Raw genomic sequence first — 24,293 nt, forward strand, 5'->3', positions numbered from 1 at the left:
AGCATGAACCGCTACTTTCCTGTTATGGCTTGGTCAGCCCCACGCAAAACGATGAAAGGCTCAAACGCGCATGCGTGCCGGGCGCTCAAGCTGCTGGCTGAGCGGGCGGTGGCGATGGCGTGGATCGACAGCTTGTCGTGGGAAGACGGTGCGGCGCACACTCAAAAAATGAACTCAAGCCCTGGGGCAAGGTCGGCTGCAAGGCTCCTGCCCGGGGGCCGAACCGTCATAAGCCAGCAAGATTCGCTTGTATATGGCAGACCTTCAAGTTTTAAGGAGGACTGGCGACTATTCCAGCGTGAAGCCGATCTTCAGGGACACTTGCCAGTGCGCCACCTTGCCATCGACCACATGGCCCCGGGTCTCGGTGACGGTGAACCACTGGATGCTGCGCACCGTCTCATGCGCCTTGGCGATGGCCGTGCTCACGGCCTCTTCAATACTGACGCTGGACGAGCCGGTCAGCTCCAGCAGCTTGTAGACATGATGGCTCATCGCATGACTCCCAAAGTTGATCGGCTTGTGCAGCGAAATCTTACGCGCTGTGCGATGGAACTCCAAACACACAGCCACACGGGCAAGCAGCGTTGGCGAGGTGATGCTCGATTCCTTGAAGGCCACAAAGATGGGCAGCATATGTCCCCTACACTGAGCCAGCTTGGCAACGCTTGAGCTATCCGCTAAAAAGCAGCATGAAACCCAACCTGGAGCTATTGCAATGATCGAAGCCCTGGTAGCGGGCAAGCTGCACGGCCAGCCCGCCCAAAAGATCTCCAAGACGGGAAAACCGTTCGTGGTCGCCAAGGTGCGCGCCCATGCCGGCGACGCCGATGTGTTCGTGAACGTGATTGCCTTCAGCCAGGCCGCTTGCGAAGCGTTGCTGGCGCTGGGCGAGGGCGACGCGGTGGCGCTGGCCGGCAGCCTCGTGCCCAAGGCGTGGACGGACCGAGAAGGAATTGCTCGGCCGGCACTCGACCTGGTGGCCAGCCAGGTCTTGAGCGCCTACCATGTGATGCGCAAGCGCAAGGCGGTCGAAGGCAGGCCGCCTGGCCCGTCCGAACCCCAGCCGCCAAGCCGCCACGATGAGCTTGACGATGGCGCTCCGCTGGACTTTTGAGCCGCGAGAGCTCTTGCCCATGGGCACTACTGGCAGCGCGTCTTCAAGCGCAGCTCGTGGTAGCGCGGCGATGCCTGCCGGGCCTTGCTCGACAGCCTTGACAAGCATGCCCACGATGATGGGCTGTCCTGAGCAGCACTCGGGCGCCAGGTCGCCCGGCCTGGGCAGCCACGAGCGGCTTCACCGTGTGCTGACTATTGACGCTACCTGCTTCTATTGCCGCTGGCAGTCAAGGGATTGAACCCTTGTTGGGCTGTCCCTGACCGGGGTCACTTCAGAAAACGGATCACAACGTACGTTAAGCCGGCGGCATTGGCCGCAGGGGCCTGAACTTGCCTGCACCGGCCTTGGCACTGCTTTTCCACAGGTAGTCGCCTGTCAGGTTGATGTGCTCCCAGCCCAGCGGCGAGAGGTGCTGCAGCAGCGCATCGTCCACGGGCTTTGCATGACCCCGCATTGCGTTGATGGTCCGCTCCAGATACACGGTGTTCCACAGCACGATGGCCGCCGTGATGAGGTTCAGGCCGCTGGCGCGGTAGCGCTGCTGTTCAAAGCTGCGGTCGCGGATTTCCCCCAGTCGGTAGAAGAACACCGCCCTGGCCAGGGCGTTGCGCGCCTCGCCCTTGTTTAGCCCGACCTGCACGCGCCGGCGCAGCTCCACGCTTTGCAGCCAGTCGAGGATGAACAACGTGCGCTCGATGCGCCCGAGCTCGCGCAGGGCGATGGCCAAGCCGTTCTGGCGCGGGTAGCTGCCGAGCTTTCTGAGCATCAGCGAGGCCGTCACCGTGCCCTGCTTGATGGAGGCGGCCAGCCGCAGGATGTCATCCCAGTGGGCGCGGATGTGCCTGATGTTCAGCCTGTCGCTGCTGATCATCGGCGCGAGCGCGTCATAACTGGCATCGCCCTTCAGGATGAACAGTTTGGTCTCGCCCAGGTCCCGGATGCGCGGCGCGAAGCGAAAGCCCAGCAGGTGCATCAGCCCAAAGACGTGATCGGTAAAGCCCGCCGTGTCGGTGTAGTGCTCCTCGACCGCTAGGTCGGACTCGTGGTACAGCAAGCCATCGAGCACATAGGTGGAATCGCGCACGCCGACGTTGACCACCTTGGCGCTGAAAGGCGCGTACTGGTCCGAGAGGTGGGTGTAGAAGGTCCGGCCCGGATCGCTGCCGTATTTCGGGTTGATATGCCCGGTGCTCTCGGCCCGGCCGCCCGCCTTGAAGCGCTGGCCGTCCGAGGAGGACGTGGTGCCGTCGCCCCAGTTCCCGGCAAAGGGCTGCCCAAGCTGGGCATTGACCAGCTCGGCGAGGGCCGATGAATACGTCTCGTCCCGGATGTGCCAGGCCTGCAGCCAGGACAGCCTGGCGTAGGTCGTGCCGGGGCAGGACTCGGCCATTTTGGACAGGCCCAGGTTGATCCCGTCGGCCAGAATCGTCGTGAGCAGCAAGGCCTTGTCCGGGGCCGTGTCGCCGGCCTTGAGGTGCGTGAAGTGCCGGGTGAAACCGGTCCACTCATCGACCTCCATCAGCAACTCGGTGATCTTGACATGCGGCAGCAGCGCCGCCGCCTGGTCGATCAGGCTTTGGGCAGCATCAGGCACCGCCGCGTCCAACGGCGTGACCTTCAGGCCCGACGCGGTGGTGATGATGGCATCCGGCAACTCGTTGGCCGCAGCCAGTCGATTGACCGTGGCCAACTGCTGCTCCAGCAGCGACAGGCGGCCCTGCAGGTACTGCTCACAATCGGTGTCAACGGCCAGCGGCAGCTGGCTGGCCAGTTTCATCGCGGCAAACTTTCCGGCGGGCACCAGGTAGTCCTCGAAATCCTTGAACTGGCGCGAACCCTGCACCCAGACATCGCCCGAGCGCAGCGCGTTCTTGAGTTCGGACAACGCGCACAGCTCGTAGTAGCGCCGGTCGATGCCCTCGTCAGTCAGAACCAGCTTGGCCCAGCGCGGCTTGACAAACGCGGTCGGCGCGCCGGCAGGCACCTTGCGGGCGTTGTCGGCGTTCATGCCGCGCAGCACGTCGATGGCGTCGAGCACGCCCTTGGCGGCCGGGGCCGCCCGCAGTTTCAGAACCTCCAGGAATTGAGGCGCATAGCGGCGCAGCGTGGCGTAGTTCTCGCCAATGCGGTGGAGGAAATCGAACTGCGCCGGCTGCGCGAGCTTTTGCGCTTCCCCAACGCTGGCCGTGAACGCATCCCAGGAAAGGACAGATTCGATGGCCGAAAAGGGATCGGCGCCGCTTTGTTTGGCTTCGAGCAGTGCCTGGCCGACGCGCCCGTACAGGCGCACCTTGTCGTTGATGGCCTTGCCCGAGGCCTGGAACTGCTGCTGGTGTTTGTTCTTGGCCGCGTTGAACAGCTTGCCGATGATGCGGTCGTGCAGGTCGATGATCTCATCGGTGACGGTGGCCATACCCTCGATGGCCAGCGCCACCAGGGTCGCATAGCGCCGCTGGACCTCGAATTTGGCCAGGTCGGCAGGCGTCATCTGGCCGCCCTCGCGGGCGATCTTGAGCAGCCGGTTCTGGTGGACCAGCCGCTCGATGCCAGGGGGCAGGTCCAGCGCCTGCCAGGCCTTGAGGCGCTCGATGTGTTCGAGCATGTGGCGCGAGTTCGGCTTGACGGGCGACTGGCGCAGCCATGCCAGCCAGGTTCCCTTGCTGCCTTCCCTGCGCTTGAGCAGCTCGTCCAGGCACTGGCGGTGGACGGCCGACAGGGGGTCCGTCAGTGCGGCGTAAATGCGCCGATTGGCTCGGGTGATCGCCTCGGCGCAGATGCGTTCGATGACATTCGGTGAGGGAAGCAGAATGCTTTTTCGGCGCAGTCCATCGGTCAGTTCCGAGGCCAGCACGATGCCTTTATCGGTCTGCAAGGCCAGTTCATCCAGGCTTTGAATGCTGGCACGGTAATGTCGGGTGGTGAAGGTCTGCAAACCGAAGATCGACTGCAGCTCAAGCAAGTGTTCGCGGCGCGTTTCGGCACGCTGGCCATATTCAGCCCAGCACTCTGGAGCCACCTTGAGTTGTGCGGCCACCATGCGCAGCAACGGCGCGAAAGGCTCCGCGTCTATTTCCAGTATCACGCCAGGATGGCGCATGTAGCAAAGCTGGACGGCGAAACCCAGCCGGTTCGCTGCTTTGCGATGCTGACCAATGATCGACAGGTCGGTTTCGCTGAGCGTGTAGTGCCGGATGAGTTCATCCTGGGTAGCCGGCAGGGCAAGCAGGCTGTCGCGCTCGGCAACAGAAAGAATCGAACGACGGGGCATGGGGTCTTCTTGGAAAGGTAGGATTTTGAGAAGCTTTGCTGTGTGCCTTGTGCCGCACGCAGAATCAAGGCTCTTGCATTCTCAGAAATAGCTCTTGAAACTATATTCTTGAAGCTCTACCATGGCAATGAGTTTTGAGAAGGAACACAAGATGGAACAACTCAGTCAATGTCCGGCATGCTGATCGGTTATGCACGCGTCTCCACGCTGGATCAACACCTTGATCTACAGATCGACGCCTTGACCCAGGCGGGCTGCCACAGGCTCTTTGACGACAAGATCAGCGGCAGCCGGGCCGAACGGCCCGGTCTGGCCAAGGCGCTGGACATGCTGCGCGAGGGCGACACCCTGGTCGTGTGGAAACTCGACCGGCTTGGCCGCAGCGTCAAGCACCTGGTGGACCTGGTCGGCCAGCTGCACCAGCAGGGCGTGCATCTCAAGAGCCTGACCGATGCCATCGACACAGGAACCCCCTCGGGCCGATTTTTCTTTCACGTCATGGCCAGCCTGGCCGAGATGGAGAGGGAGCTGACAGCAGAGCGCACCCGCGCAGGGCTGGAAGTGGCTCGTCAGCTGGGCCGCAAAGGCGGGCGCAAGCGCAAAATGACCGACAGCAAGATCGCATCAGCCAGAAAACTCCTGGCCAGCGGCGTGCCGCCGCGCGACGTGGCCAAGAACATGGGCGTGTCCGTGCCCACTCTGTACCGCTGGATTCCGGCATCCTCGCAGGCTTAACGTACGTTGTGATCCGTTTTCTGAAGTGACCCCTGACCCATGAATCCGGGAATTAGTCACACAATCCTTGTCTTTGTGGACTGGCAAGTGACAACCAAGCGCAACAGCAGTAAATTCAATGGCGCCAGCGGCAAAGCCAGGCGCGGCACGCTGCTGTTTTTCAGGCAGTGGCAACCCAATCCAAGGAGCATCTGTGGCTATTGGCAACGAATCGGCGGTCGGGTCGGACTTTTTGGTCAAAGGCAGCTCTATCTCGGCAGGCCATCACCTGGCTGGCGCCTTGCCCTCGATGTGGCCGGGCTTCCTCACGGGCCAGGCCGAGCACCCGGTGCGGGTGCTGCTGATTGACGATGATCTTCATATGAGCCGCGTGATCGCGCACGAACTGCTCGGGGATCTGCGGATCGACCTGCTCGGGCAAGGCGGCAGCGTGCGGGAAGGGCGCCGGCTGATCAGCCAGAACGAGTTCGACGTGATGCTGGTCGACCTGAACCTGGACGACGGCAGCGGCTTTGAGTTGATCGAGTACATGAAGACCGTCCGGCCCATGGCCGAGGCGGTCGTCATCTCGGCCATGGAGGACGAGCAGCATGCCCTGCATGCGTTCGAGCTCGGCGCCACCGGCTACCTGGTCAAGAACTCCTGGTTCGGCAACTTTCCCCAGGCAGTGCTGCAGGTGGTCAATGGCGGCGCGTCGATCACGCCCAGCCTGGCGCGCCGGCTGCTGGGCAAGTTCGAGCCGCCTCAAGCCACTGTCCAGACGCTGCCCGTGAGCCACGGCAAGGACAACAAGCTGTCCGAGCGCGAACAGCAAGTCCTCAAGCTGGTCGCCTCGGGCCAGACCAGCACTGAAATCGGCGCACGCTTGAGCATCAGCGGGCAGACCGTCAACACGCACATCAAGAACATCTACCGCAAGCTCAATGTGCGCACGCGCGCGCACGCAGTGAGTTTTGCCACCAGCCACCGGCTCATGTGAACTGCCCCCTGGCGGCTACCGTTTTTCTGCCCTGCCGAGCGCCTGGATCAGCCAGCGCAGGTAAAAAAATGGCTCATCTGCCTGGCCTCTTTCAGCGTGTCAAGAACACCTTCGGGGGCCGAGCAGAAAACCGAGCCACAGACCCAGCCCGTATTTGAACGCTATCCTCCAATACTTCAACTGTTGAGCTTTCAACAAAAAACGACCACCCTTTGGCCGCGCGTACAGAAAGGATCTCATGAGGTTTTATCTATTTGAACCCCAGGCTGGCAGGCACATTCGCAAATCCCGCGAGTATCTGGAAGAAGCCAACCTCAGTCGGGTCGAGCATCAGGCCGCGGCCGAGCACCATCGGGCATTGACCGCCATGTATGCCGAGCGAATCTGCCGCATCGAGGCGGAAATCAGCGCTGCCTTACAGGCTTCTTCCAAGAGCAGCCAGCCAGTCCAAGCCGCTGACAACGAGAGCGTTCGCCCGAAGTCCGATTCGGTGGTGATGTATCCGTCGCGATCTGCGCACGCCTGAGGGCGTGAATGCGGCCCCTTCGGCCGAGATCCGCAGGGCGACCAGCACCAGCGGCGAGCATCAAGATGGCCCATAGCACGTTGTGGCTCGCGTGATAAGCGCTTGGCAAAACAAGAAAGGCCACCAGTCCACTGAACCGTGGCTCAATGGTTACCCTCGATTGGCCTTGTGCAAATGCCTGCCAGGCAAAAAAAGCGTCCGCCAAATCATCGTCAAGCCAATTGATAGGAATTGCAGCGCTCGTACAGTTTGTTCAATTCACGCGACTTGTCAAAGACCTCATCGGCACCGAGCTTGAGGCACTCGCGCCTCATCTGAGGCGTTGCCATGTTCGTCAGCACCACGATGCGCTGGTGCGGCAAGCGATCACGGCAGGCCTGCAGCACACTCAGTCCCGTGCCATCGCGTAAAAACAGATCCAGGATCATCAGATCCCATTTGGCCCCATGGCTTGCCACGAGCGCCAATGCCTCTGCCGCGGTGTCAGCCACATCAATGACACGGCCACCCATGGACGGGTGCAGGACCGTCATCAAAGCGTCCCTTAACGCCTTGCTGTCTTCGACAAGAATCGTGGTGGCCGACATAGATGCTCAAAAGTGCTTGGGTGAAGGAGTCGAGAAAATTGGGCGCTTGAGCCGAATTGAAAAACCGGGCCAGCGCAGGTGCCTGATTTTAGCTGAGCCGTACCTGCGCAACTGGCAGAGTGCTCGTACCGGCAAGGCACGTTTCGGCGTAGGCGGGAAGCCCTCAGCCGATCGTGCCTGTTGTTCGCACAGCTTGCCAAGTCAATGCTGGCGCCAGTTTTTTACCTTGGTGGCGACCGCACTCGTGCTCACAAGACCTTCAGTGCCCAGACCGGTCCACCGCTGTGGCGTTGCGCGCCTGTAAATACTGCATCGCCATGACGTGGCCATCAATCTCGACCGTCAATGACGGGCGGTGCCAGCGGCCGATGCCCGAGCCCACATCAATGAAATCCACAAGCTGTTCTATTGTTCAGTCCATTTGCGTCATGCGAGCCCAGTGAGGCAGAAAGGGATTCGGTCAAGCTGCAGTGGACATGCTCAAGTTCGACAACCAGCGCATCAACCGCGGCGAGAAACTCGGTGCGGCTGGGATAGGGGAAGTTTTCCATCAGCGCTGATGAACGCTTGGCCAACTCCTGCGCGTTGGCCTCGCGAGCCCAGCGGCGAACTTCACAATAGGTGAGCAAAGCCAGCCGGCCCAAGTCACCGCTCCTGCGAGCAAACCGCAAGTCCCCGAGGATGTCCTCAAGGCCATGCTGCAGGGAGACGAGAGAAGTGGTCATGTTGCAGTGCAGCATGAATCGTTTTTCTTTCTTGAAACTGACAATAATTGGCAAAGGCCGCGCCAGGCAACTGCCTCAGGCGCTGTGGGCATACGGTTGCCAGTTCGCGGGCTGCTGGCCGAGCCGGTCGGCCACGATGTTGAAAACCGCCGGGTTCCAGCCCATGCCGATGTGGCTGCCGTCAATCTCAATGTCCTGCACCGGTGTTGACACGTTCGCATGGCAGCAGGTTTGCCAGGCCACCAGGCCGTCGGAGCGGCTGTAGATGGAGGTCGTGGGAAGCGGCGGCGGCGTGCGCAGACGCTGGCTCAACACGGGATCGATGGCTGCTGCAGAGGCGCTGCTCATCAGCGAGAACAGCCAGCCGACATTGGTATGGTCGGCTTGGGCATTGAAGGGCGTGCCGATGGTGATCACCTGGCGCACCTGCGAGGCCAGCAGCTTGGCGACTTCGCGGGCATAAATACCGCCCAGGCTCCAGCCGATCAGGGTTGCCGTACTGCGATGGCGACGCAGCATTTCAGCAGTATGCGCTGCCAGCTCGGCCAACCAGGGTCCGATCTCGCCTTTGGGCCCGGTGTTGTAGCCGCGTCCCCAGTCAATGGCCTGGTAGCCCAGCGATTCGCAGTGATCGCGCAGGAGCGCCAGCGCCGATCCGTCGGTTGCCAGGCCGGGAAAAATGATGACGGGGTGACCATCCCCCATCGGGGCCAGGCGTTTGCGCTTCAGGAGGTTGACATGAAAGGCCCAATACTCCATGGCGGCTCGCCACGGCTCTGCCCCCAGCAGACCCAGGGGCGGACGGGAAATTGAAATTGCGGCAGTGGACGGCATGGCAGTCAAGGCATCGGCCCGTTGGTTGTTGAGGCCTTCATCGTCATGCATGAGTCAGCCTTCAAAACCGGGGAACCATCCCTTGCTGGCGTAGGAACAGGGCCAAGGGCGCTGCCATACTGCTGACCTGCGCCCTGTCAGCTGTTTGCCGGCCGGTGCATCACACCAATCTTCAGCGTATTGCCCGCCCAGATACAAATCAGCAGCCTGGCAAGACGCGGATTTTTTGGTCCCAGGCCCAGACCCGGCAGCAGGCGATGCGGCTCATTTTTGGCTCCTTCAACTCAGTACGCGATTGCCCATCCGGGCAACGATCAGATCGTGCCGTGCTTGCGCCGCCACGGACAGGCTGCTGCTGGTGGATGACGACCCACACGTGAGCCGCGTGATTGCGCGCGAGCTGCTGGCGGTTCAGGGTCAGCTCCAGGCCTTCCAGGACAAACTTCTTCTTGATGCGGTCCACCTTGCGCTCGCTCGCTCACGCACAGCATGGCCGCGATGTCGCAAGTGCGGGGGCGCTCGGCGCGGCTTCCGGCTTGGCCGCAGTTGAGCAGTATCAAGGCATTGATGACCTTGGACGCCGCGTGCGTGCCTTGCCTGCGATGCCCTGCAACTCGGCTCTCTCCTGCTCTGACAAGGCGACTTTGTAAGGTTCCATCCCCCATTGTCCGCATCCAACTTCTCGTGACGCGACAGTAGGCTGGGTTTTCACATGCAACTGGCCACGTCCAGGCGGCGCAGCGCCGACAGGGCCTGCACGGCCTTGCGGGCTGCGCCAGGAACGTTGGCTTGCGGCTGGTTCAGGTAATGCACGGCCATGGCCAGCGCATTGTGCGCCTGGGCATGCAACTGGACAGGGTCCAGGCCACCGCTGGCGAACGGTGCTGCCGCCGGCATTGTGGCGATCCGGTTTGCCTGGCGAGCGGGCAGGTAGATGATTTTGGCCATAGTTTGCTCCTTGCTGAGACTCAAAAACCACCTGCTCTGTCTTCACGCCAGGCGGGTAAATGCACTACTGAAAACTACTATACCGCGCCTGACTGAGCGTGAGCCAACTGGCAGCGAGCCGCTGAGCAGCGCTGCAATAGCCTTGATCACCCAGTTCACCCAGTAGCAAAAGGCCTCTGACCTGTGACCAGAGTGGCCCGATATGTGCTGCATTCAAATTTGCCAACACAATTGATGCGCTGGTGCGGCAAACGATTGCCACCAGCCTGCAAGTCCGTCAGGCTCGAACCCTCTGCCAATGCTTGGCCATATCAGCAGGGCAGGGCATCATTTCACAAGCAGAGCCATCGCGATGGCATTTGAAATGCTCAGGCCATTTTTAAAATGTAGTCCAAGGCGGAATGCTTTGAGCGTCAGGGCACTCTTGCCCAGAAGCTGCGATTGCGCTTATGCACTTGACGTCAATATGCACCGCCAGCGACTTGACACCGGACACACGCAGTGCGGCATGCTCGGCGCGCAGTTTTTGAGAATAGGTTGCCACCTGTCCGGCAAGCGTCACCGTTCCATTTCTGGCCTCGGAACCGATGTTTTTGGCATGGACCCCCAACTCCCATTTCAATTCATCGGTGATGTCTTTTTGAAGGCGCAAGTCAGTTTTCATTTGAACTCACTTTCAACAGCAGGGCTTGAATTCATCGAATTACACAGAACAAGCCCGGCCGTTCATCACGCACAAGGCCACTTGTACCGGCTAGCGGTAGTTTGTTGAACCATTTCATCCCCTGTTCTGTCCAAGTGACAGGAGGGTCCAGATCATGTCTGCTCGTCTTTCATGTCCTCCTGCACCAGGACCATTGGAGGCTTACGCGGTGCAGTTCGATCCCTTGCTCAAGACGCCGGCGCAGCGCCATGGCTTTCGAACGTATTTGTCCGGATTGCTGCTCCCGCGCGACCGCTCCAAGACGCTCACGGCCTTGGTAGGCGCCGAGCCTCTCGTGCAGGCCCAGGCGGCCCAGGTGCAGCGGCTGCAGTTTTTCCTGTCCGAGGCCGCCTGGGACGCCGAAGCGATCAATGCCCAGCGACTGGCGCTGCTGGCCGCCGAGCCGGCAACGGCGCCCTCGGCCGCCGGCGTGCTGGTGATCGACGACACGGGCGATCGCAAGGACGGCAGCGCCACTGACCATGTGGCGCGCCAGTATCTGGGTTCGGTGGGGAAAATCGACAACGGCATCGTGGCGGTGACCACGCTGTGGGCCGACGAGGAATGCTACTACCCGCTGCATGTGATGCCCTACACGCCCGAGAAGCGCCTTGCCGGGGGAAAGCAGGATCCTGCGTTTCGTAGCAAGCCGCAAATCGCACTGGACCTGGTCGAGCAGGCGCAGGCCGCCGGCGTCCCGTTTTGCGCCATCGTGGCAGACTGTTTTTATGGCGATAACAATGGGCTCGAAACCGCGCTGCTCAAGCGCGGCCTGCCTCATGTGCTGGCGCGCCGCGGCGCCGTTGGGCGCGGCTGGGCGCCAGCGCAGGCGGACCATTCGTTCAAGGACGTCGCGCAGGCGCTGCCACTGCGCGCCTGGCGCGAAGTCATCCGCCGCTTTCGGGACGGCCACACCGAGCGCTGGTGGGCCGCCGAGCTCACACTGTTCGGCTATGGCCCGGGCAGGCCGGTGCGGGCGATCTGCGCCACGACCGACCGGCGCGCGTTGCCGGAGCTGTCGACCTGGTATTTGACGACCAACCTGCCCGCGCCACTGGCCGAGATTGTGCGCATCTACGGCTTGCGCAACTGGATCGAGCAGGGATACAAACAGATGAAGGACGAGCTCGGCTGGGCCGACTTCATGGTTCGCAGTGACCGGGCGATCCGCCGGCACTGGACACTGGTGTGCTGCGCATTTGCCTTTTGCTGGTGGCATCACGCGTTGCAAGCGCACGCAGACGACTCGCCACTGCCTGGTATCCCCGAAGCGCCGCCCGAGGCGGGGAAAAAAAACCAGCCCCGTCAAGGCGCTGCCGTGCTGGCCGCGCCTGCTGCGCGCCGTGCGCGCCTGGCTGACCCCGGCGTACTGGCTGGCGCGCTGCTGGCGCGCCTTTGCCGACACGCCCTCGCCGGCCGAACTCGCCGCGCTGCTCGGCGCCCTGAACACCGGCCACGGGATTAACCTCTACCTTCGGATTTAACAAACTACCGCTAGAGCGGCTCCGCGCTGACTAGCAAAGAAGGCAAAGGAACTTGGGCGATGAAGGTGTGATCGAAAGCTGATTTGGAGGCAAGAGTTATGTCTTGGCGACGCGGCAAAGCTTATGCGCAGGATTTGCGCGATCGGGTGTTGGCAGCCACGGGGCGGCTTCGGGAAGTGGCCGAGCGCTTTGGTGTCTCTCAAGCCTATGTGTCACGGGTGCGTTCGCGCCATGGACGACTCGGCCAAACCAGCGCAGGGGCACAGCACAACCATGTGCCGCTGCGCCTGGCCGGGCTGAAGGAGCCGCTGCTGGCGCAAGTCGCCCTGGCACCCGAGCAGACGCTGGCGCAGTTGTGTCAGTGGGTACGGGTCGAGCACGGCATGGAGGTCGGAGCCACGACCATGGGCAAGACATTGGCCCGGCTGGGGCTGACGCGAAAAAAAAGACGGTGCATGCTGCCGAGCAAAAGCGAAGCGACGTAGCGCAGGCGCGCGCGGACTGGGCCGCTGGACAAGCGTCCCCGGCCAGCGAGCGGCTGATCTTTCTGGATGAAACTTGGGCCACGACCAACATGACCCCGACCTGGGGCCGCTCGGCCAAGGGCCAGCGTTGCCTGGGGTATGCGCCTTGCGGGCACTGGCACACCACGACATTTGTCTGCGCGCTCAGCAAGGACGGGCTCTTGGCGCCGCTGGTGCTTGACGGGCCGATCAACGGCCATGCATTTGTGGCCTGGGTGGAGCAGTTCCTTGCCCCCGAGCTGCAGCCAGGTGACATCGTGGTGATGGACAACCTCAGCTCTCACAAGGTCGCCGGTGTCAGGGCGGCCATTGAAGGCGCGGGCGCCGCGCTGCGGTATTTGCCACCGTACAGCCCGGACTTCAATCCGATTGAACAGGTTTTCGCCAAGCTCAAGGGCTTGCTGCGCAGCACCCAGGCCCGCACGCTCGACACGCTCTGGAGTGCCATTGGCTCACTGCTGGATCGGTTTGCCCCCGATGAGTGCGAGCGCTACATTCGCCATTGCGGCTATTGCCAGTCAGGGTGATTCCGCTCTAGGAAATTCACATGATGGCCAGCAGCACTGACTCGGATGGCAGCGGCCTGCAGTCAACCTTGCAACCCATCCCAACCATCTCCATCCTGCAGTGCCCAAGCAACTGCCTTGCACGGAGCCAAGGTCATGGTCGCTCTTTTTGCATAGCTACCTTCAATGTGCGCGACCAGAAAGCCGTGCCGTGTAGGAATCTGCCACCAAGGCAAGAAGGCAATTTTTCTGGCCTGGGTTCATCAAGCACCGGGAAGCGAAATGGGTGCACTGCCCGCTTCGGGCTAACGCACGAAATTGCCATCAGTCCATGACGGCTGCATCGCACTGACGGAGTTGCATTCGTCCATAGCGCATTCATGCACCGTCACCATCCCGTGGTCCAGCCGACTTTTTACGCTGGCGCAGCGTCGCCTTGCGCGGTGCTGAGTTTGGTACTGGCGAGCGGTCGCCGTTTTCAGGTCGTCATGGTGCTGATCTTTAAAATCCGGGACTGACCGGTCTCTGCGCTCCTGCCAGCGCAACGAAAGCCCATCATGAGAGGCCATCAATCGCCTGCTTGTGCAACACTTTGATGGCCGCTATGCAGACTTGCCCCATCAGGCTTGCGATGGTGCGCAAGGTCCTGGGCTTGAGCCTATGGGAGAGTCGTGGCGCTGGAACCCCAAAGCGAAGCGCTGCTGCATTTGAAGCTATTTATATTTATGCTGCCGAGCGCCAGTAACGCGCATTGAACGGGCTGCTCATGCGCAGCGCCAGGGGTGAGACGTCGCACAACTTATCGGTCGGCATGGGCTCGTCGCCCTCCATGAGGATCGGCTTGAGGAGGTTTTTTTGGCCTGCGGGAACGGGGACCGGTTTACGCGCGACTGCAAAGGTATAAAAGCATCGGAAGGGAAGCTTGCGTTCAGACCAGTAGTCAGCGGCATCCCGAAAAATGTCCAGGAGTTGCTCGCGCGTTTCCTTGTCAAACTTGGCATGCGCCGGGATCCGTTCGATCACCACGATAAAGCCGAGTTGTGCCGGCGGTTTGGGCATGTGCTCGGTCAGCCCTCTGGACAGCGTCTCCATGCTCTTGGAGGACTGCCCCGGCAAGGCGCACTGCGCAGCGAGCATGTCCAGGATGTCCTGCTTGCATGTGGCATTGCCCAGGTCGGCATACAAAAAAGTATGACCGAGTAGGGCTGCTGCCGCTTGCAATTCCTGCCGGCTCAAAGCACGTATGCCCTGCACGATGTTGGGACGCACACCCTTCAAGGGAACGTCGTTCTTCGGTCTTGGGTCAGTGAGTTCGTAGGTCAACATAAGAGCAGGTGGGATTGGTTGATGATTGATGATCGAGGTAGCCGCCTCATGCGCGAATCGATCATGGATAAAGTAAAAAAACTCGGGGCTTCAGGTCTGGCTCGAACGGAATTCGTCGAAATTTCGATTTCTACCACTGGCATGCCGCCGAGCACAACAGGCCTAGACAGTGATTTCGACAGGTTCGACACGCCTGCGCCAGCGCATACCAGACGGATTGGCAGGGTGGATCGAGGCCCGACAAAAGAGGGAGGTCAACATGCAAAGAATTCCAAATCAACAAACGTGCTGAGCTTGCCGGCACCAAGCTGGTAGGCTCGCCAAACTACTGCCTTGCGCTGCACACCGAGTCGTCAGGAAGTGGGGTGGATAAGAACTGTTCGATACCTCTAAGGCTGCAGGATACAGGCGCGACTATTTGCACGGACTTTGCAGCCCAGTGGGTCTACCTGATTGAACAAAAAAAACTAAGGTTTTTCCTAATGCTGGCGGGTAGTTTGCCCCATATAGGGTTTATACGCAAGCCGCGGGCCATATTGACATGATGCGGTTCTTCGGGTGCAGCAGTGTCGGCAGCTCGTGATCGCCCAGCAGTTCGATCTCGATCATCCGGTTGATCTGCGCGATGGTCACGTTGTAGGCGCAGGCACCCAACCCACAAAGACGAAGTTGTCAAAGTTATTCACTTTTCTTGTGGATAACTTTGTTGATGAGGGGCCCCAAAGCCGTCCAAAGGCAGGCACGGGGCGACTTTTGCAAGCTTGCCTACATTTTACGCAGTGATGCTGAGCAAGAAATTCTTGTTGTCATGTCAAAAGCATCCATGACTGCAACGAAGCACCCAGGGGGAGTGCTGCCTGCTTCCCCTCACGGGCAATCGCTCCAGTACGCGCGATTCCCACTTTTTTATTGCCGGCCTCATCGAGATTTAGCGCCTATTCGCCGATGCGTCAAAGCCCTCGAGTAAACAGAACAACGAAGGCGCGCGCTCCCCAGGCGCAGTAGGATAGGCGCTTGGCTCAACTTTAGAAAAACCCAACATGAATGAACTCGTCAAGCTCCGCCAGCAAATCGCCGACATGGAAAAGCAGGCTGCGGATCTGCAGAAAAAGAACCGGCCCGCCGTGCTTGCCGAACTGCGCGAACAGATGGCCGCCTACGGCATCACCGCCGAAGAGCTGAGCCGTCCGGCTGCCAGGGCGCAAAAACCGAGGCAGCCGCTGGCCAAGGCGGCGAGTCCGGCAAAAGGCAAGAAGCCGGCCGTGCCCTCGCCAGCAAAATACCGCGGACCCGAGGGCCAGGAGTGGACCGGCCGCGGAACCGCGCCCAAGTGGCTCAATGCGTTGCTGGCGGGAGGCAAAACCCGGGAAGATTTTCTCATCCGCCAGGACACGGCAGCGTAGGGCCAGGTTTCAACAAAGGCATCCCAGACGGCTTGAATCGGGCCGCTTTTGCATGCATGGCGTCAAGCTGGCTGGATAAAGAGCGCTCACTCACTCCATGGCCGGCTTGCCAAGTGAAAGCGGTGAAGGTGCGCACCACTTGGCAAAACCGTTTGAATTGCGTCGCATGCTAGGCAAGCTGCCCGCCAAACAAAAAGCCTCAGCACATGGATGCGCGCTGAGGCTTTTGTCTTGGTTGCGCGGGCAAGATTTGAACTTACGACCTTTGGGTTATGAGCCCAACGAGCTACCAGGCTGCTCCACCGCGCGGAAATTTCGAAAGCGAATTTGCCTGCAAGGCCTGATCGCTGTTGTGCTGCTGTCCCGACACAGGGCAGTTGCACGATGCCTCCATTGTACGGCAGCACTGGGGTTGGTTCCTCATCGTCTGAAAGCCCAACTCCAGCGAGAACACCAGTGCCTTGATGGCTGCCGGCTAGATACCAGCAGGGCAGTCAGCCAGGGCATGAAAGCTTACTCGGCTTGCACTGCAAGCTTGCTGCGGGAGGCTTGGTGCGTCACAGCCACCACCAGCGCCGTCACCAGGAAGAACATCTGCAACCCGATGGCCCAGCCACCGGACTTGCCGAGCGAAAAGAGCTGGCTGCTGCGCGCCAGCAAGTTCAGGGAAATTTACGCGCGGATGATAGCGCTGAACGCTCATGGACAGCTCGGTCAGTATTGATAATGAAACTGGATGGAGAAACGGGATGCTGAATGATTTCGGCTGGACCGTGCGTTTCTGCCGCTGGACACGCAGGTTGCGGGCAAGGGATGCTGTTGACCCGCGCTGGGCTGACGCATAATTTCAACTGTGCGGGTGGCAAAACACTCGCACAGAGTCAGGTGATCGGTCAGTTTCGGAGGCGACGGCGCTACTTTTGTTCTGTGTTGTGCTCTCTAGACCCCATCACTTTTGTTTTTTGTGTTTTTCGAGGAGTCCCTTCATGGGCAACAAACTATACGTCGGCAACCTGCCTTACACGGTGCGTGACGAGGACCTGCAGCAATCGTTTGGCCAGTTCGGCGCGGTCACCAGCGCCAAAGTCATGATGGAGCGCGACACGGGTCGCTCCAAGGGCTTTGGCTTTGTCGAGATGGCCAACGACGCCCAAGCGCAAGCGGCCATCAACGGCATGAACGGCCAGCCTTTGGGCGGTCGCAGCATCACCGTGAACGAAGCCCGTCCGATGGAGGCGCGTCCCCCACGCACCGGCGGCTTTGGCGGCGGCGGTGGCGAGCGTTCTGGCGGAGGCGGTTATGGTGGCGGTGATCGTTCCGGCGGTGGAGGCGGCTATGGCGGCGGCGGTGGCCGTTCTGGTGGGGGCGGCTATGGCGGTGGGGACCGTTCTGGCGGCGGTGGCTACGGCGGCGGTGGTGGTCGCGGCGGCTACTGAGCCCTGCCCACCCGGCCAACGGCAAAGTTGGCGCTTGACACCAGCTGCCCTGGCCTTGCGCTGAGCAAAGCAAAGCATACAAGGCTTCGGAACTTCGGTTTGGAAGCCTTTTTACCTTGAAGGGCCTGTGCAGGTTGGCGCCCACGCACAATTGTCCCCTGCTGTCGATTTGAGTCGCCTCTCCCTGCAAGCCGCAAGATCGGCTCAGCGCAAGAAGTGCAGTCTTTTGAAGCGGGACAGCCAGCATCGCCTGCAGGGATCAAACCTCCATTGACGGCGATCGGCGTACCATGCGCCTGGAACCCTCGCGTGACAACAGGCTTCCATCACGACAAACTGCCTTGCCCATGGACAACTCTTGCTCTTACACGTCGCCCCAGGTCTGGTCCGGCATCAAGGAAAGCGGTAGCCGCTTTGCCAGCATCAATCGGCCGACCGCGGGCCCGACCCATGACAAGGCGCTGCCGGTCGGGCGCCATCCGCTGCAGCTGTATTCGCTGGGCACGCCCAACGGCGTCAAGGTGACGGTGATGCTCGAGGAGCTGCTGGCAGCGGGGCACACGGGCGCCGAGTACGACGCCTGGCTGATCCGCATCCAGGACGGCGACCAGTTCGGCAGCGGTTTCGTCTCGGCCAATCCAAACGCCAAGATCCCGGCGCTGGTGGACCGCAGCGCACCGACGCCGGTCCGGGTGTTTGAGTCCGGCGCGATCCTGATGTATCTGGCCGAGAAGTTCGGCGCCTTTCTTCCCGCGGACGGTCCCAGGCGCGCCGAGTGCCTGTCCTGGCTGTTCTGGCAGATGGGCAGCGCGCCTTTTCTGGGCGGGGGATTCGGTCACTTCTACGCGTACGCGCCAACAAAAATAGAATACGCGATCGATCGGTACGCGATGGAGGTCAAGCGCCAGCTTGACGTGCTCGACCGTCACCTTGCCGAGAGCGCTTATCTGGCGGGGGACGAGTACACCGTGGCCGACATGGCGGTGTGGCCCTGGTACGGCACGCTGGTCAAGGGTCAGCTCTACGATGCGGGTGAATTCCTGCAGGTTCAGGCGTACAGCCATGTGCTGCGCTGGACGAACCAGGTTGCCCAGCGTCCGGCCGTCCAGCGCGGCCGCATGGTCAACCGCACCATGGGCGCGCTGTCAAACCAATTGCACGAGCGCCACGATGCCGGCGACTTCGACACCCAGACCCAGGACAAGCTGGCCGCGCCGCCTTGATGCTCAGTTGACTTTCCTGTCCTGTCCTCCAAGCGGAATGCAACCATGATCACTCTTTACGACTGCGCCACCGCGCCCAGCCCGCGCCGCGCCCGTATTCTGCTCGCCGAAAAGGGCGTTGCCTACGAGACGGTCCAGGTGGACCTGAGGAATTCCGAGCAATTGAGCGGCGCCTACCAAAAAATCAATCCGCAGTGCACGGTCCCAGCGCTGCGCACTGAAGAGGGGGCCGTGCTGACCGACAACGCGGCGATCGCGGCCTACCTGGAGGCGCGTTACCCGCAGCCGCCGCTGCTGGGCACCACCCCGAACGACAAGGCGCACATTGCCAGCTGGAACTGGCGCGTCGAGTCCGAAGGGCTGATGGCCGTCGCCGAAGCACTGCGCAACAGTGCCCCAAGCATGGCCAACCGGGCGTTGCCAGGACCGATGGACTATCCGCAGATTCCCGAACTGGCGCAGCGCGGCCTGGCCAGGGTGCAGCAGTTCTTTGTCATGCTGAACGAGCGCCTGGCTGACCGGGATTTCATCGCCACCGATAGTTTCAGCGTGGCCGACATCACTGCGGTGGTGGCCGTTGACTTTGCACGCGTTGTGAGAATCAAGCCGGGCGAACAACACCCGCACCTGCAGCGCTGGCGAGCGGCAATGGCCCAGCGGCCGTCGATGTCTGTCTAGACGCGCAATGCCCAGGAGATCAGCTCAATGATTGGTGGCCTGCGGCACCAGGCCTTGCCTTTATGGCGCACTCGCGCTAAATTGACCGATCCCAAACGCTGCAAATCGCAAGCAGCCTGGCGCCGAACCATTGACCGTTATGGTGCCCGCGTCGAGGACGCGTAAAACCGCCTGACAGACGCAAAACACATGAACCCTCTGGAACACAGCCCGGTCAAGGCCGAACTGGACCGTCTCACCATGAAGTTCTTGCAGGCTGTCTCTTTCAAGCCCGGCGAAGCGCCTTCGTACGCAAGCATTGCGGGCTTGTTCATCGAACGCGGCTTGCTCATCAAGAACGTCGGCTCGACACCCGAGATCTCATCCGTTCAAGAGTTCATTGCGCCACGCGAGGCGCTGGTGAGCTCGGGCACGCTCACGCGGTTTCATGAGTCCGAGATTCTGGGAATCCACCGTGATCTTCGGCAACGTGGCGCATCGATTCAGTGCCTATGCCAAATCCGGCACATTGAGTGCAAAGCCGTTCGAAGCCCGAGGGATGATCACCACGCAGTTTGTCAACACGATTGAAGGCTGGAAAATGAGCGCCATGGCGTGGGATGACGAGAGGCCCGGTCTTTCCATCGCCCAGTTGACCGAGCATTCAAGATGAACTCAGAGGCTGCCAGTGAATTGAACATAATTCCCGTCGCCAAGTGCGTGGCTGCCAAGCATGCCAAGCTCGACATTTAGCGCAAATAGCGGAAAAAATCTTACGCTGCCGCTTCGTGCCAGGGATTGAAGAGCAGCACGCCTGTATTGACAAAATCCTGCGTGTTGCGCGTGACTACTGTGAAACCATGCTCAATGGCCGTGGCAGCAATCATGGCGTCTCGCTCCGAGCGAGGATTGGGCACATGAAGTGAAGCGCACAGGATCGCGGTGTGGTCTGTGAACGGCAGGACGCGGCCTTCGAATGCGGCCCGAACGCCGGTTAGCCAGCTGCGCAATGCACTGCCCTGCGGCGGCGTGCGGCGCTCCAGCGCCAAGATGCCTTGCTCCAACTCCAGGATCGTGATGGCCGACAGGAACAGCCTGCCGGTGGACTGCTTTGCAGCCCACTGGCGCACTTCGGGCGACTGGTTGGGCTTGCCATGGCGCAATTCAGAAACCACATTGGTGTCGAGAAGGAACATCACGCTCAGTCAAATGCCGCTGGCCGCATCTGGATGTCCAGTCGTGGCGGTTCAAACTCGATGGCTTCCCCACCAGGAATGCCATCCATGACGCCAAGAAGCGTCGCCTCACCATGGCCGGCGATGCGGTAGTAGTCCTCGATTCTGAGCAGTGCAAAGGCTGGGCGCCCCCGATCCGTGATGAACACCGGCCCTTGGGTAGCGGCGCGTTTGGCCGCCGATACGTCGCGCGTGAAGTCCCGGCTGGAAAACGTGTGGACTGACATGATGATCTCCTGTCTAGGGAACAATGTTTGTATGTTACGACAAACACTTCAAGCTGTCAATTTGTTTACTTTTGCGCTTGCCCTTGAGACACCGTTCGAACGATGGGTTCCCTTTCCTGCCATTGTTTTCTGAACGGATTTATTGACACTTTTCAGTCCAAAAACTCAGTGCCAATAAACGGACCGGATACTGTTGGCGAACTGAGCGATCAAGGTGCCAGCCAGGCGAAACGAGAGCTTAGAGTGCTCGGTAACCCTCTAAAAATGAATTTGTCGCGATCAGAATTCACCGTGTTGCTACGACTTTTTCGCAGTTCTCAGCCCGTGGTCGAATTCGCCAACAGTATCCGGACCGTTTTATTGACGAAACCTTATGCCTGATCGTGTTTTGTGAGTGACTGCAAAAGACTGGCTGCCGACATACAACTATTCAAACTGCCAACTCCAAACCAGACATTGACTCCGGCATCTTGATCGTCGGCAATATGGCGATGAATTCACGGGGACCAGAACCCGCAGCCGGCCAGAAGCGGTCGTTCGCCGAAAATCCACTACGGCCACTTTGCCGCGAACGCTGATATCTTGCGCTACAGCTCTTCCTGAAAAGCTGACGTTTGTCCGAACGACAGTGACGTCGACGGCCGGTCGAGTCGTATTTCAAACCTTCCTTGTGTCGAGCGGCAGCGGCTCGATCCCACGCAGTCATCCAGTCGCGGTTGCTCAACTGACCTCAGATCGCATCCCAGTACGGTGGACTGCCAATTTTGGCCAGAATGAAGTCCAATACCGTTCGCACCTTGTGGGATCGAAGTCGATTCTCAGGAGAGACAAGGTGAATCTCGGGCGGCACGGCATCGACGGTGCCGACCCAATCCGGAAGTAGCTTGACCAGTTTCCTGTTCCGAAAACTGTCGCGCTCGAAAATCCACGTCGGGAACAACACCAGACCACGGCCCGCCAAGGCGGCAGCGACGAGGACCTCAGCGTTATTGCTTCGAAGCGCTCCTTCTGGCTGGAAGACCACCGGCTTGTCTCCTTGGTCACGCCGGAAATACCAACGCTGCGCCCCGGAGTGGCCTTTATAGACCAGACAACTGTGCCCTTCCAGGTCCTGCGGGGTCTTCGGTTTGCCGTGCTTTCGGAGGTATGCAGGACTCGCGCAGAGCAAATTCTTATGCACACCGACGCGCCTGGCAATCAGCCCGGAGTCTGACAGTGTCCCTATCCGGACCGTGATGTCGATGCCCTCCTGCACTGGATCGATGAATGCGTCGGTCAAGGTCAGTTCGACGCTCAAGTCCGGATAGGTTGCTTGCAGCTGATTGACCATCTCGGAGATGTGCAACCTGCCCAGCGCAACAGGCGCATTGATACGAACCAGGCCCCGCACCCCCGCATCCTTGCCCCCGGCCTGCTCGGTGGCGAGATCGAGAGCGTCCAGGACCTCCCTGATTTGCAGGTAGTACCGCTCGCCCGCCTCAGTCAGCCGCACCGAGCGTGTGTTGCGATAGAAAAGTTGTTGGCCGACCTCGCGCTCCAGCGCCGAGATGAAGCGCGAGACCGATGAGGCTGGAACCTGGAAGTGGCGGGCTGTGCCGGCGAAGCTTCCGGTCGCACCAACCATCGTGAAGTACCGAAGGGCGTTCAGCTGCATTTTTTGCCTCCGGAAGCAGGATGACAGACACGATGTGATGTAGCCAGAATTGCGATAACAGCAATATTGTTTTGTTTTATGGAGAGATTGTAGCTTTTCAAGCATCTGACTACGATAGACGTCTGGCTTTTGCACACACTTACACGCACGTAAGCAGTGACCCAGCCCGCATCTTTTTAATCAGTAACCCCCCTACGTAATGAATAACTTGTTTAACCCCTTTGATTTATCCGGCCGACAGCTTCGCAACCGCGTCGTCATGGCCCCGCTGACTCGCTCACGCGCTCCGCGGGATGTGGCCGATGAACGAGTGGCCCTGTACTATGCCCAGCGCGCGACCGCGGGCCTCATCGTAAGCGAGGGAACACCGATTTCCCGAGAGGGCCAAGGCTATCTGTTCAATCCCGGCATCTTCACCGCGGAGCAAATCGCGGGATGGCGCCTGACCACCGACTCTGTGCACGCTGTCGGTGGACGCATCTTTGCGCAGATCTGGCATGTCGGCCGCGTGTCCCACACTTCGATCCAGGAAGGCGGAAAGGCGCCTGTCAGCGCGAGCTCCAAACAGGCCATCGGCGCGACGGCGTTTGGCTACGACGAAGAGGGCGAGCCGAATCTTGTCGAAACCCCGGTACCGCGCCAACTCACCACAGACGAGGTTTCGCGAATCGTTCAGGATTTTGCGCAGGCCGCGGAGAACGCGGTTGAGGCGGGTTTTGATGGCGTGGAAATTCATGGTGCGAACGGCTATCTGTTTGAGCAATTCATGAACCCGCTGGTCAATGACCGCACAGACCAGTATGCCGCTCACAGCATGACCGACAGACTGCGTTTCACGCTGGAGGTGGTCGATGCCGTCATTGCCCGCATTGGCGAAAAAAGGGTTGGCATTCGAATTTCCCCCTACGGACAGCTCTTCGATATGCCCCTTCATCCTGCAATTGACCAGACGTATACAACCCTGGCACGCGAGCTCGGGGCACGAAGGCTGGCGTATGTCCACGTGATGAACCAGTCCGGCTTCGCTGTAGGCAATAAGCAGGTGGACGGCGGATCGGAATCCGGTTTTGACGCACTTTTGCGTACTATCAAGGCGCAGCTGCCTGAGACCGCCCTGATTTTGGCCGGCGGGATGACTCGTGAGCGCGCCGAAAAAATGATCTCCGCCGGCACTATCGACTTGGCCGCATTCGGGACCAACTTCATCAGCAATCCTGACCTTGTGGCGCGACTGCAGAACAACTGGCCACTGTCTCCACCCGACCGCGCCACGTTCTACGGTGGCACCGCCAAGGGTTACATCGACTACCCGCCGTACGAGGCGGCCGAGGCCATGGCCTGATTTCAAGGCTAGACGTAGGAATTGAACTTCCCAGAAGCTGCCGGTGGTGACCGGCAGCAACCGCTGCATTGCAGCCAGTGGTTCAATGCTGCAAACACTCCAGCTTGACATAACGCCAGTTGTCCCTTGTCATTGGATTGACCAGATTGGCTGCATGAATTTGTGCCAGGCGCGATAACCAGCCATGAGCGCCCGTGCATCGGCAAGCGCATGGTGTGGGGGCCAGTCTTGGGTATAGAGGTGGTTCTGTGCCCGCTCAAAGACCGGGTGCGTGATGGCATAGCCATCCAAGTGCAGCTTGTCGCCCACGTTGGCGGGTGGTTGCCGGTGGTAGCGGCCAAAGTAGGCGTCGGCCAGTAGCAGCCAATCGCCTTCGAAGTCATAGATGATTGTGGCCGGTTCCGGTAGCGTCTCAAACCAGTCCCGCAAGCGAAGCGTTAACTCGGCGCGGCTGCATAGCGCACCAGGAACCCGATCCAGCAAGGTTAAAACCGTTTCACGGACAAAACTACTGCAAGCGTCCCGGTGATAGTCAGTGCGCTCGGCGTAGAACTCGCGGCCATCTTCGGCCACCAGCGCAATGCTGATGAGGTCGGGCCGGACAAAATTCGTGAACTCGGTATCGAGGAAAACTAGCATTGGTCCGGACTTTCTAACGCCTTGCAGGCCTGGGGTTTGCGCCTCGTGCAGGATGGCAAACAGCCCGCTCATCAACACACACGCCTCGTTGGCCATCCGGCGTATCGGGCGCAGGCGGATGGTTGCCCGGGACAAAGTCCTCCAGTCGGTGCAGCGTGAAGGGACTTTCAGTGAAGGTGTCGGCTCCGCGCATGGGCTGACTCATCTCATTG

The 24,293-nt window shown here is 60.4% G+C and carries 25 protein-coding genes, 1 tRNA gene and 3 pseudogenes; 13 read left to right on the forward strand and 16 right to left on the reverse strand.

Features of this window, described 5'->3' with window-relative positions; all coding sequences use genetic code 11:
- Positions 1-288: 288 nt before the first annotated feature.
- A complete protein-coding gene (locus ABLV49_RS25330; RefSeq protein WP_349283118.1) occupies positions 289-495 on the reverse strand; it encodes a dodecin in 207 nt (68 codons plus the stop codon).
- Between the two features lie 223 nt (positions 496-718).
- On the opposite strand from ABLV49_RS25330, the gene ABLV49_RS25335 reads away from it, so the two are divergent.
- Positions 719-1,117 carry a single-stranded DNA-binding protein gene (locus tag ABLV49_RS25335; RefSeq protein ID WP_349283120.1) on the forward strand — a complete coding sequence of 133 codons (399 nt, stop codon included), beginning with the start codon at positions 719-721 and terminating at the stop codon, positions 1,115-1,117.
- Positions 1,118-1,415: 298 nt separating this feature from the next.
- Here ABLV49_RS25335 and ABLV49_RS25340 read toward each other — a convergent pair whose 3' ends face one another.
- Entirely contained in the window at positions 1,416-4,388 is a 2,973-nt protein-coding gene (locus ABLV49_RS25340) for a Tn3 family transposase (protein WP_349283122.1), read from the reverse strand.
- A gap of 177 nt (positions 4,389-4,565) precedes the next feature.
- Here ABLV49_RS25340 and ABLV49_RS25345 point away from each other — a divergent pair, with 177 nt between their 5' ends.
- From ABLV49_RS25345 to ABLV49_RS25355, 3 genes are all read left to right on the forward strand, one after another.
- Positions 4,566-5,123 carry a recombinase family protein gene (locus ABLV49_RS25345; RefSeq protein ID WP_349283353.1) on the forward strand — a complete coding sequence of 186 codons (558 nt, stop codon included), beginning with the start codon at positions 4,566-4,568 and terminating at the stop codon, positions 5,121-5,123.
- 193 nt (positions 5,124-5,316) lie between these two features.
- Positions 5,317-6,102: a response regulator transcription factor gene (locus ABLV49_RS25350; protein ID WP_415838137.1), complete on the forward strand. Its 786-nt coding sequence runs from the start codon at positions 5,317-5,319 to the stop codon at positions 6,100-6,102.
- 238 nt (positions 6,103-6,340) lie between these two features.
- Complete coding sequence (locus ABLV49_RS25355; protein WP_349283124.1) at positions 6,341-6,628, forward strand: hypothetical protein; 288 nt, start codon at positions 6,341-6,343, stop codon at positions 6,626-6,628.
- Positions 6,629-6,840: 212 nt separating this feature from the next.
- On the opposite strand, the gene ABLV49_RS25360 is transcribed toward ABLV49_RS25355, so the two are convergent.
- The 7 genes and pseudogenes from ABLV49_RS25360 to ABLV49_RS25390 form a co-directional block, all read right to left on the reverse strand.
- Positions 6,841-7,215: a response regulator gene (locus ABLV49_RS25360; protein ID WP_349283126.1), complete on the reverse strand. Its 375-nt coding sequence runs from the start codon at positions 7,213-7,215 to the stop codon at positions 6,841-6,843.
- 259 nt (positions 7,216-7,474) lie between these two features.
- Positions 7,475-7,612: a hypothetical protein gene (locus ABLV49_RS25365; protein ID WP_349283128.1), complete on the reverse strand. Its 138-nt coding sequence runs from the start codon at positions 7,610-7,612 to the stop codon at positions 7,475-7,477.
- Positions 7,599-7,994, reverse strand: a complete 396-nt coding sequence (locus tag ABLV49_RS25370; protein WP_349283130.1) for a hypothetical protein — start codon at positions 7,992-7,994, stop codon at positions 7,599-7,601. The genes ABLV49_RS25365 and ABLV49_RS25370 overlap by 14 nt, the downstream gene beginning before the upstream one ends.
- A 21-nt stretch (positions 7,995-8,015) precedes the next feature.
- Positions 8,016-8,825, reverse strand: a complete 810-nt coding sequence (locus tag ABLV49_RS25375; RefSeq protein WP_349283132.1) for an esterase/lipase family protein — start codon at positions 8,823-8,825, stop codon at positions 8,016-8,018.
- A gap of 352 nt (positions 8,826-9,177) precedes the next feature.
- Positions 9,178-9,432: pseudogene (locus ABLV49_RS25380) on the reverse strand (IS630 family transposase); the annotation flags it as partial.
- A gap of 50 nt (positions 9,433-9,482) precedes the next feature.
- Entirely contained in the window at positions 9,483-9,722 is a 240-nt protein-coding gene (locus ABLV49_RS25385; protein WP_349283133.1) for a hypothetical protein, read from the reverse strand.
- A gap of 379 nt (positions 9,723-10,101) precedes the next feature.
- Positions 10,102-10,386, reverse strand: coding sequence for a BON domain-containing protein (locus tag ABLV49_RS25390; protein ID WP_349283135.1), 285 nt, complete (start codon positions 10,384-10,386; stop codon positions 10,102-10,104).
- Between the two features lie 154 nt (positions 10,387-10,540).
- Here ABLV49_RS25390 and ABLV49_RS25395 point away from each other — a divergent pair, with 154 nt between their 5' ends.
- The 3 genes from ABLV49_RS25395 to ABLV49_RS25400 all read left to right on the forward strand — a co-directional run bounded on the left by ABLV49_RS25395 (position 10,541) and on the right by ABLV49_RS25400 (position 12,960).
- The gene (locus ABLV49_RS25395; protein WP_349283137.1) at positions 10,541-11,890 is read left to right on the forward strand and encodes an IS701 family transposase; all 1,350 of its coding nucleotides are present in this window, start codon (positions 10,541-10,543) and stop codon (positions 11,888-11,890) included.
- Positions 11,891-12,007: 117 nt separating this feature from the next.
- Entirely contained in the window at positions 12,008-12,394 is a 387-nt protein-coding gene (locus tag ABLV49_RS26180; RefSeq protein WP_415838138.1) for a hypothetical protein, read from the forward strand.
- Positions 12,361-12,960 carry an IS630 family transposase gene (locus tag ABLV49_RS25400; protein WP_415838139.1) on the forward strand — a complete coding sequence of 200 codons (600 nt, stop codon included), beginning with the start codon at positions 12,361-12,363 and terminating at the stop codon, positions 12,958-12,960. Before ABLV49_RS26180 ends, ABLV49_RS25400 begins: the two co-directional genes overlap by 34 nt.
- An 873-nt stretch (positions 12,961-13,833) precedes the next feature.
- On the opposite strand, the pseudogene ABLV49_RS25405 reads toward ABLV49_RS25400, so the two are convergent.
- Positions 13,834-14,265 (reverse strand): annotated as a pseudogene (locus tag ABLV49_RS25405) (barstar family protein); the annotation flags it as partial.
- Positions 14,266-15,305: 1,040 nt separating this feature from the next.
- On the opposite strand from ABLV49_RS25405, the gene ABLV49_RS25410 reads away from it, so the two are divergent.
- On the forward strand, positions 15,306-15,668 hold the full coding sequence (locus ABLV49_RS25410) for an H-NS histone family protein (RefSeq protein ID WP_349283138.1): 363 nt from the start codon (positions 15,306-15,308) through the stop codon (positions 15,666-15,668).
- Between the two features lie 232 nt (positions 15,669-15,900).
- On the opposite strand, the gene ABLV49_RS25415 is transcribed toward ABLV49_RS25410, so the two are convergent.
- Positions 15,901-15,977, reverse strand: a tRNA-Met gene (locus ABLV49_RS25415).
- A gap of 204 nt (positions 15,978-16,181) precedes the next feature.
- Positions 16,182-16,328: a hypothetical protein gene (locus tag ABLV49_RS25420; protein ID WP_349283140.1), complete on the reverse strand. Its 147-nt coding sequence runs from the start codon at positions 16,326-16,328 to the stop codon at positions 16,182-16,184.
- 326 nt (positions 16,329-16,654) lie between these two features.
- Here ABLV49_RS25420 and ABLV49_RS25425 point away from each other — a divergent pair, with 326 nt between their 5' ends.
- The 4 genes from ABLV49_RS25425 (at position 16,655) to ABLV49_RS25440 (ending at position 19,657) form a co-directional block, all read left to right on the forward strand.
- The gene (locus tag ABLV49_RS25425; protein WP_349283142.1) at positions 16,655-17,104 is read left to right on the forward strand and encodes an RNA recognition motif domain-containing protein; all 450 of its coding nucleotides are present in this window, start codon (positions 16,655-16,657) and stop codon (positions 17,102-17,104) included.
- A 347-nt stretch (positions 17,105-17,451) separates the two neighbouring features.
- Positions 17,452-18,327 (forward strand): glutathione-dependent disulfide-bond oxidoreductase, encoded by an 876-nt coding sequence (yghU, locus tag ABLV49_RS25430; RefSeq protein WP_349283143.1) that lies wholly within the window; start codon positions 17,452-17,454, stop codon positions 18,325-18,327.
- A 45-nt stretch (positions 18,328-18,372) separates the two neighbouring features.
- On the forward strand, positions 18,373-19,005 hold the full coding sequence (locus ABLV49_RS25435; protein WP_349283145.1) for a glutathione S-transferase family protein: 633 nt from the start codon (positions 18,373-18,375) through the stop codon (positions 19,003-19,005).
- A gap of 454 nt (positions 19,006-19,459) precedes the next feature.
- Positions 19,460-19,657 (forward strand): hypothetical protein, encoded by a 198-nt coding sequence (locus ABLV49_RS25440; RefSeq protein WP_349283147.1) that lies wholly within the window; start codon positions 19,460-19,462, stop codon positions 19,655-19,657.
- Between the two features lie 100 nt (positions 19,658-19,757).
- On the opposite strand, the gene ABLV49_RS25445 is transcribed toward ABLV49_RS25440, so the two are convergent.
- From ABLV49_RS25445 to ABLV49_RS25455, 3 genes are all read right to left on the reverse strand, one after another.
- The gene (locus ABLV49_RS25445; protein WP_349283148.1) at positions 19,758-20,180 is read right to left on the reverse strand and encodes a type II toxin-antitoxin system VapC family toxin; all 423 of its coding nucleotides are present in this window, start codon (positions 20,178-20,180) and stop codon (positions 19,758-19,760) included.
- A 5-nt stretch (positions 20,181-20,185) separates the two neighbouring features.
- The gene (locus ABLV49_RS25450) at positions 20,186-20,446 is read right to left on the reverse strand and encodes a type II toxin-antitoxin system prevent-host-death family antitoxin (protein ID WP_349283150.1); all 261 of its coding nucleotides are present in this window, start codon (positions 20,444-20,446) and stop codon (positions 20,186-20,188) included.
- Between the two features lie 730 nt (positions 20,447-21,176).
- A complete protein-coding gene (locus ABLV49_RS25455) occupies positions 21,177-22,100 on the reverse strand; it encodes a LysR family transcriptional regulator (protein ID WP_349283151.1) in 924 nt (307 codons plus the stop codon).
- A gap of 199 nt (positions 22,101-22,299) precedes the next feature.
- Here ABLV49_RS25455 and ABLV49_RS25460 point away from each other — a divergent pair, with 199 nt between their 5' ends.
- A complete protein-coding gene (locus tag ABLV49_RS25460; RefSeq protein WP_349283153.1) occupies positions 22,300-23,442 on the forward strand; it encodes an alkene reductase in 1,143 nt (380 codons plus the stop codon).
- A 666-nt stretch (positions 23,443-24,108) separates the two neighbouring features.
- On the opposite strand, the pseudogene ABLV49_RS25470 reads toward ABLV49_RS25460, so the two are convergent.
- Positions 24,109-24,274, reverse strand: a pseudogene (locus ABLV49_RS25470) (IS5/IS1182 family transposase); the annotation flags it as partial.
- Between the last annotated feature and the right edge of the window lie 19 nt (positions 24,275-24,293).

The organism is Polaromonas hydrogenivorans, assembly GCF_040105105.1.
In the GTDB taxonomy this organism is placed as follows: Bacteria; Pseudomonadota; Gammaproteobacteria; order Burkholderiales; family Burkholderiaceae_C; genus Polaromonas; species Polaromonas hydrogenivorans.

Coding starts and splice junctions, on each gene's coding strand:
- ABLV49_RS25330 (WP_349283118.1), bottom strand. CDS start 495: ATGAGCCATCATGTCTACAAGCTGCTGGAGCTGACCGGCTCGTCCAGC.
- ABLV49_RS25335 (WP_349283120.1), top strand. CDS start 719: ATGATCGAAGCCCTGGTAGCGGGCAAGCTGCACGGCCAGCCCGCCCAA.
- ABLV49_RS25340 (WP_349283122.1), bottom strand. CDS start 4,388: ATGCCCCGTCGTTCGATTCTTTCTGTTGCCGAGCGCGACAGCCTGCTT.
- ABLV49_RS25345 (WP_349283353.1), top strand. CDS start 4,566: ATGCTGATCGGTTATGCACGCGTCTCCACGCTGGATCAACACCTTGAT.
- ABLV49_RS25355 (WP_349283124.1), top strand. CDS start 6,341: ATGAGGTTTTATCTATTTGAACCCCAGGCTGGCAGGCACATTCGCAAA.
- ABLV49_RS25360 (WP_349283126.1), bottom strand. CDS start 7,215: ATGTCGGCCACCACGATTCTTGTCGAAGACAGCAAGGCGTTAAGGGAC.
- ABLV49_RS25375 (WP_349283132.1), bottom strand. CDS start 8,825: ATGCATGACGATGAAGGCCTCAACAACCAACGGGCCGATGCCTTGACT.
- ABLV49_RS25385 (WP_349283133.1), bottom strand. CDS start 9,722: ATGGCCAAAATCATCTACCTGCCCGCTCGCCAGGCAAACCGGATCGCC.
- ABLV49_RS25390 (WP_349283135.1), bottom strand. CDS start 10,386: ATGAAAACTGACTTGCGCCTTCAAAAAGACATCACCGATGAATTGAAA.
- ABLV49_RS25395 (WP_349283137.1), top strand. CDS start 10,541: ATGTCTGCTCGTCTTTCATGTCCTCCTGCACCAGGACCATTGGAGGCT.
- ABLV49_RS26180 (WP_415838138.1), top strand. CDS start 12,008: ATGTCTTGGCGACGCGGCAAAGCTTATGCGCAGGATTTGCGCGATCGG.
- ABLV49_RS25410 (WP_349283138.1), top strand. CDS start 15,306: ATGAATGAACTCGTCAAGCTCCGCCAGCAAATCGCCGACATGGAAAAG.
- ABLV49_RS25425 (WP_349283142.1), top strand. CDS start 16,655: ATGGGCAACAAACTATACGTCGGCAACCTGCCTTACACGGTGCGTGAC.
- yghU (WP_349283143.1), top strand. CDS start 17,452: ATGGACAACTCTTGCTCTTACACGTCGCCCCAGGTCTGGTCCGGCATC.
- ABLV49_RS25435 (WP_349283145.1), top strand. CDS start 18,373: ATGATCACTCTTTACGACTGCGCCACCGCGCCCAGCCCGCGCCGCGCC.
- ABLV49_RS25445 (WP_349283148.1), bottom strand. CDS start 20,180: ATGTTCCTTCTCGACACCAATGTGGTTTCTGAATTGCGCCATGGCAAG.
- ABLV49_RS25450 (WP_349283150.1), bottom strand. CDS start 20,446: ATGTCAGTCCACACGTTTTCCAGCCGGGACTTCACGCGCGACGTATCG.
- ABLV49_RS25455 (WP_349283151.1), bottom strand. CDS start 22,100: ATGCAGCTGAACGCCCTTCGGTACTTCACGATGGTTGGTGCGACCGGA.
- ABLV49_RS25460 (WP_349283153.1), top strand. CDS start 22,300: ATGAATAACTTGTTTAACCCCTTTGATTTATCCGGCCGACAGCTTCGC.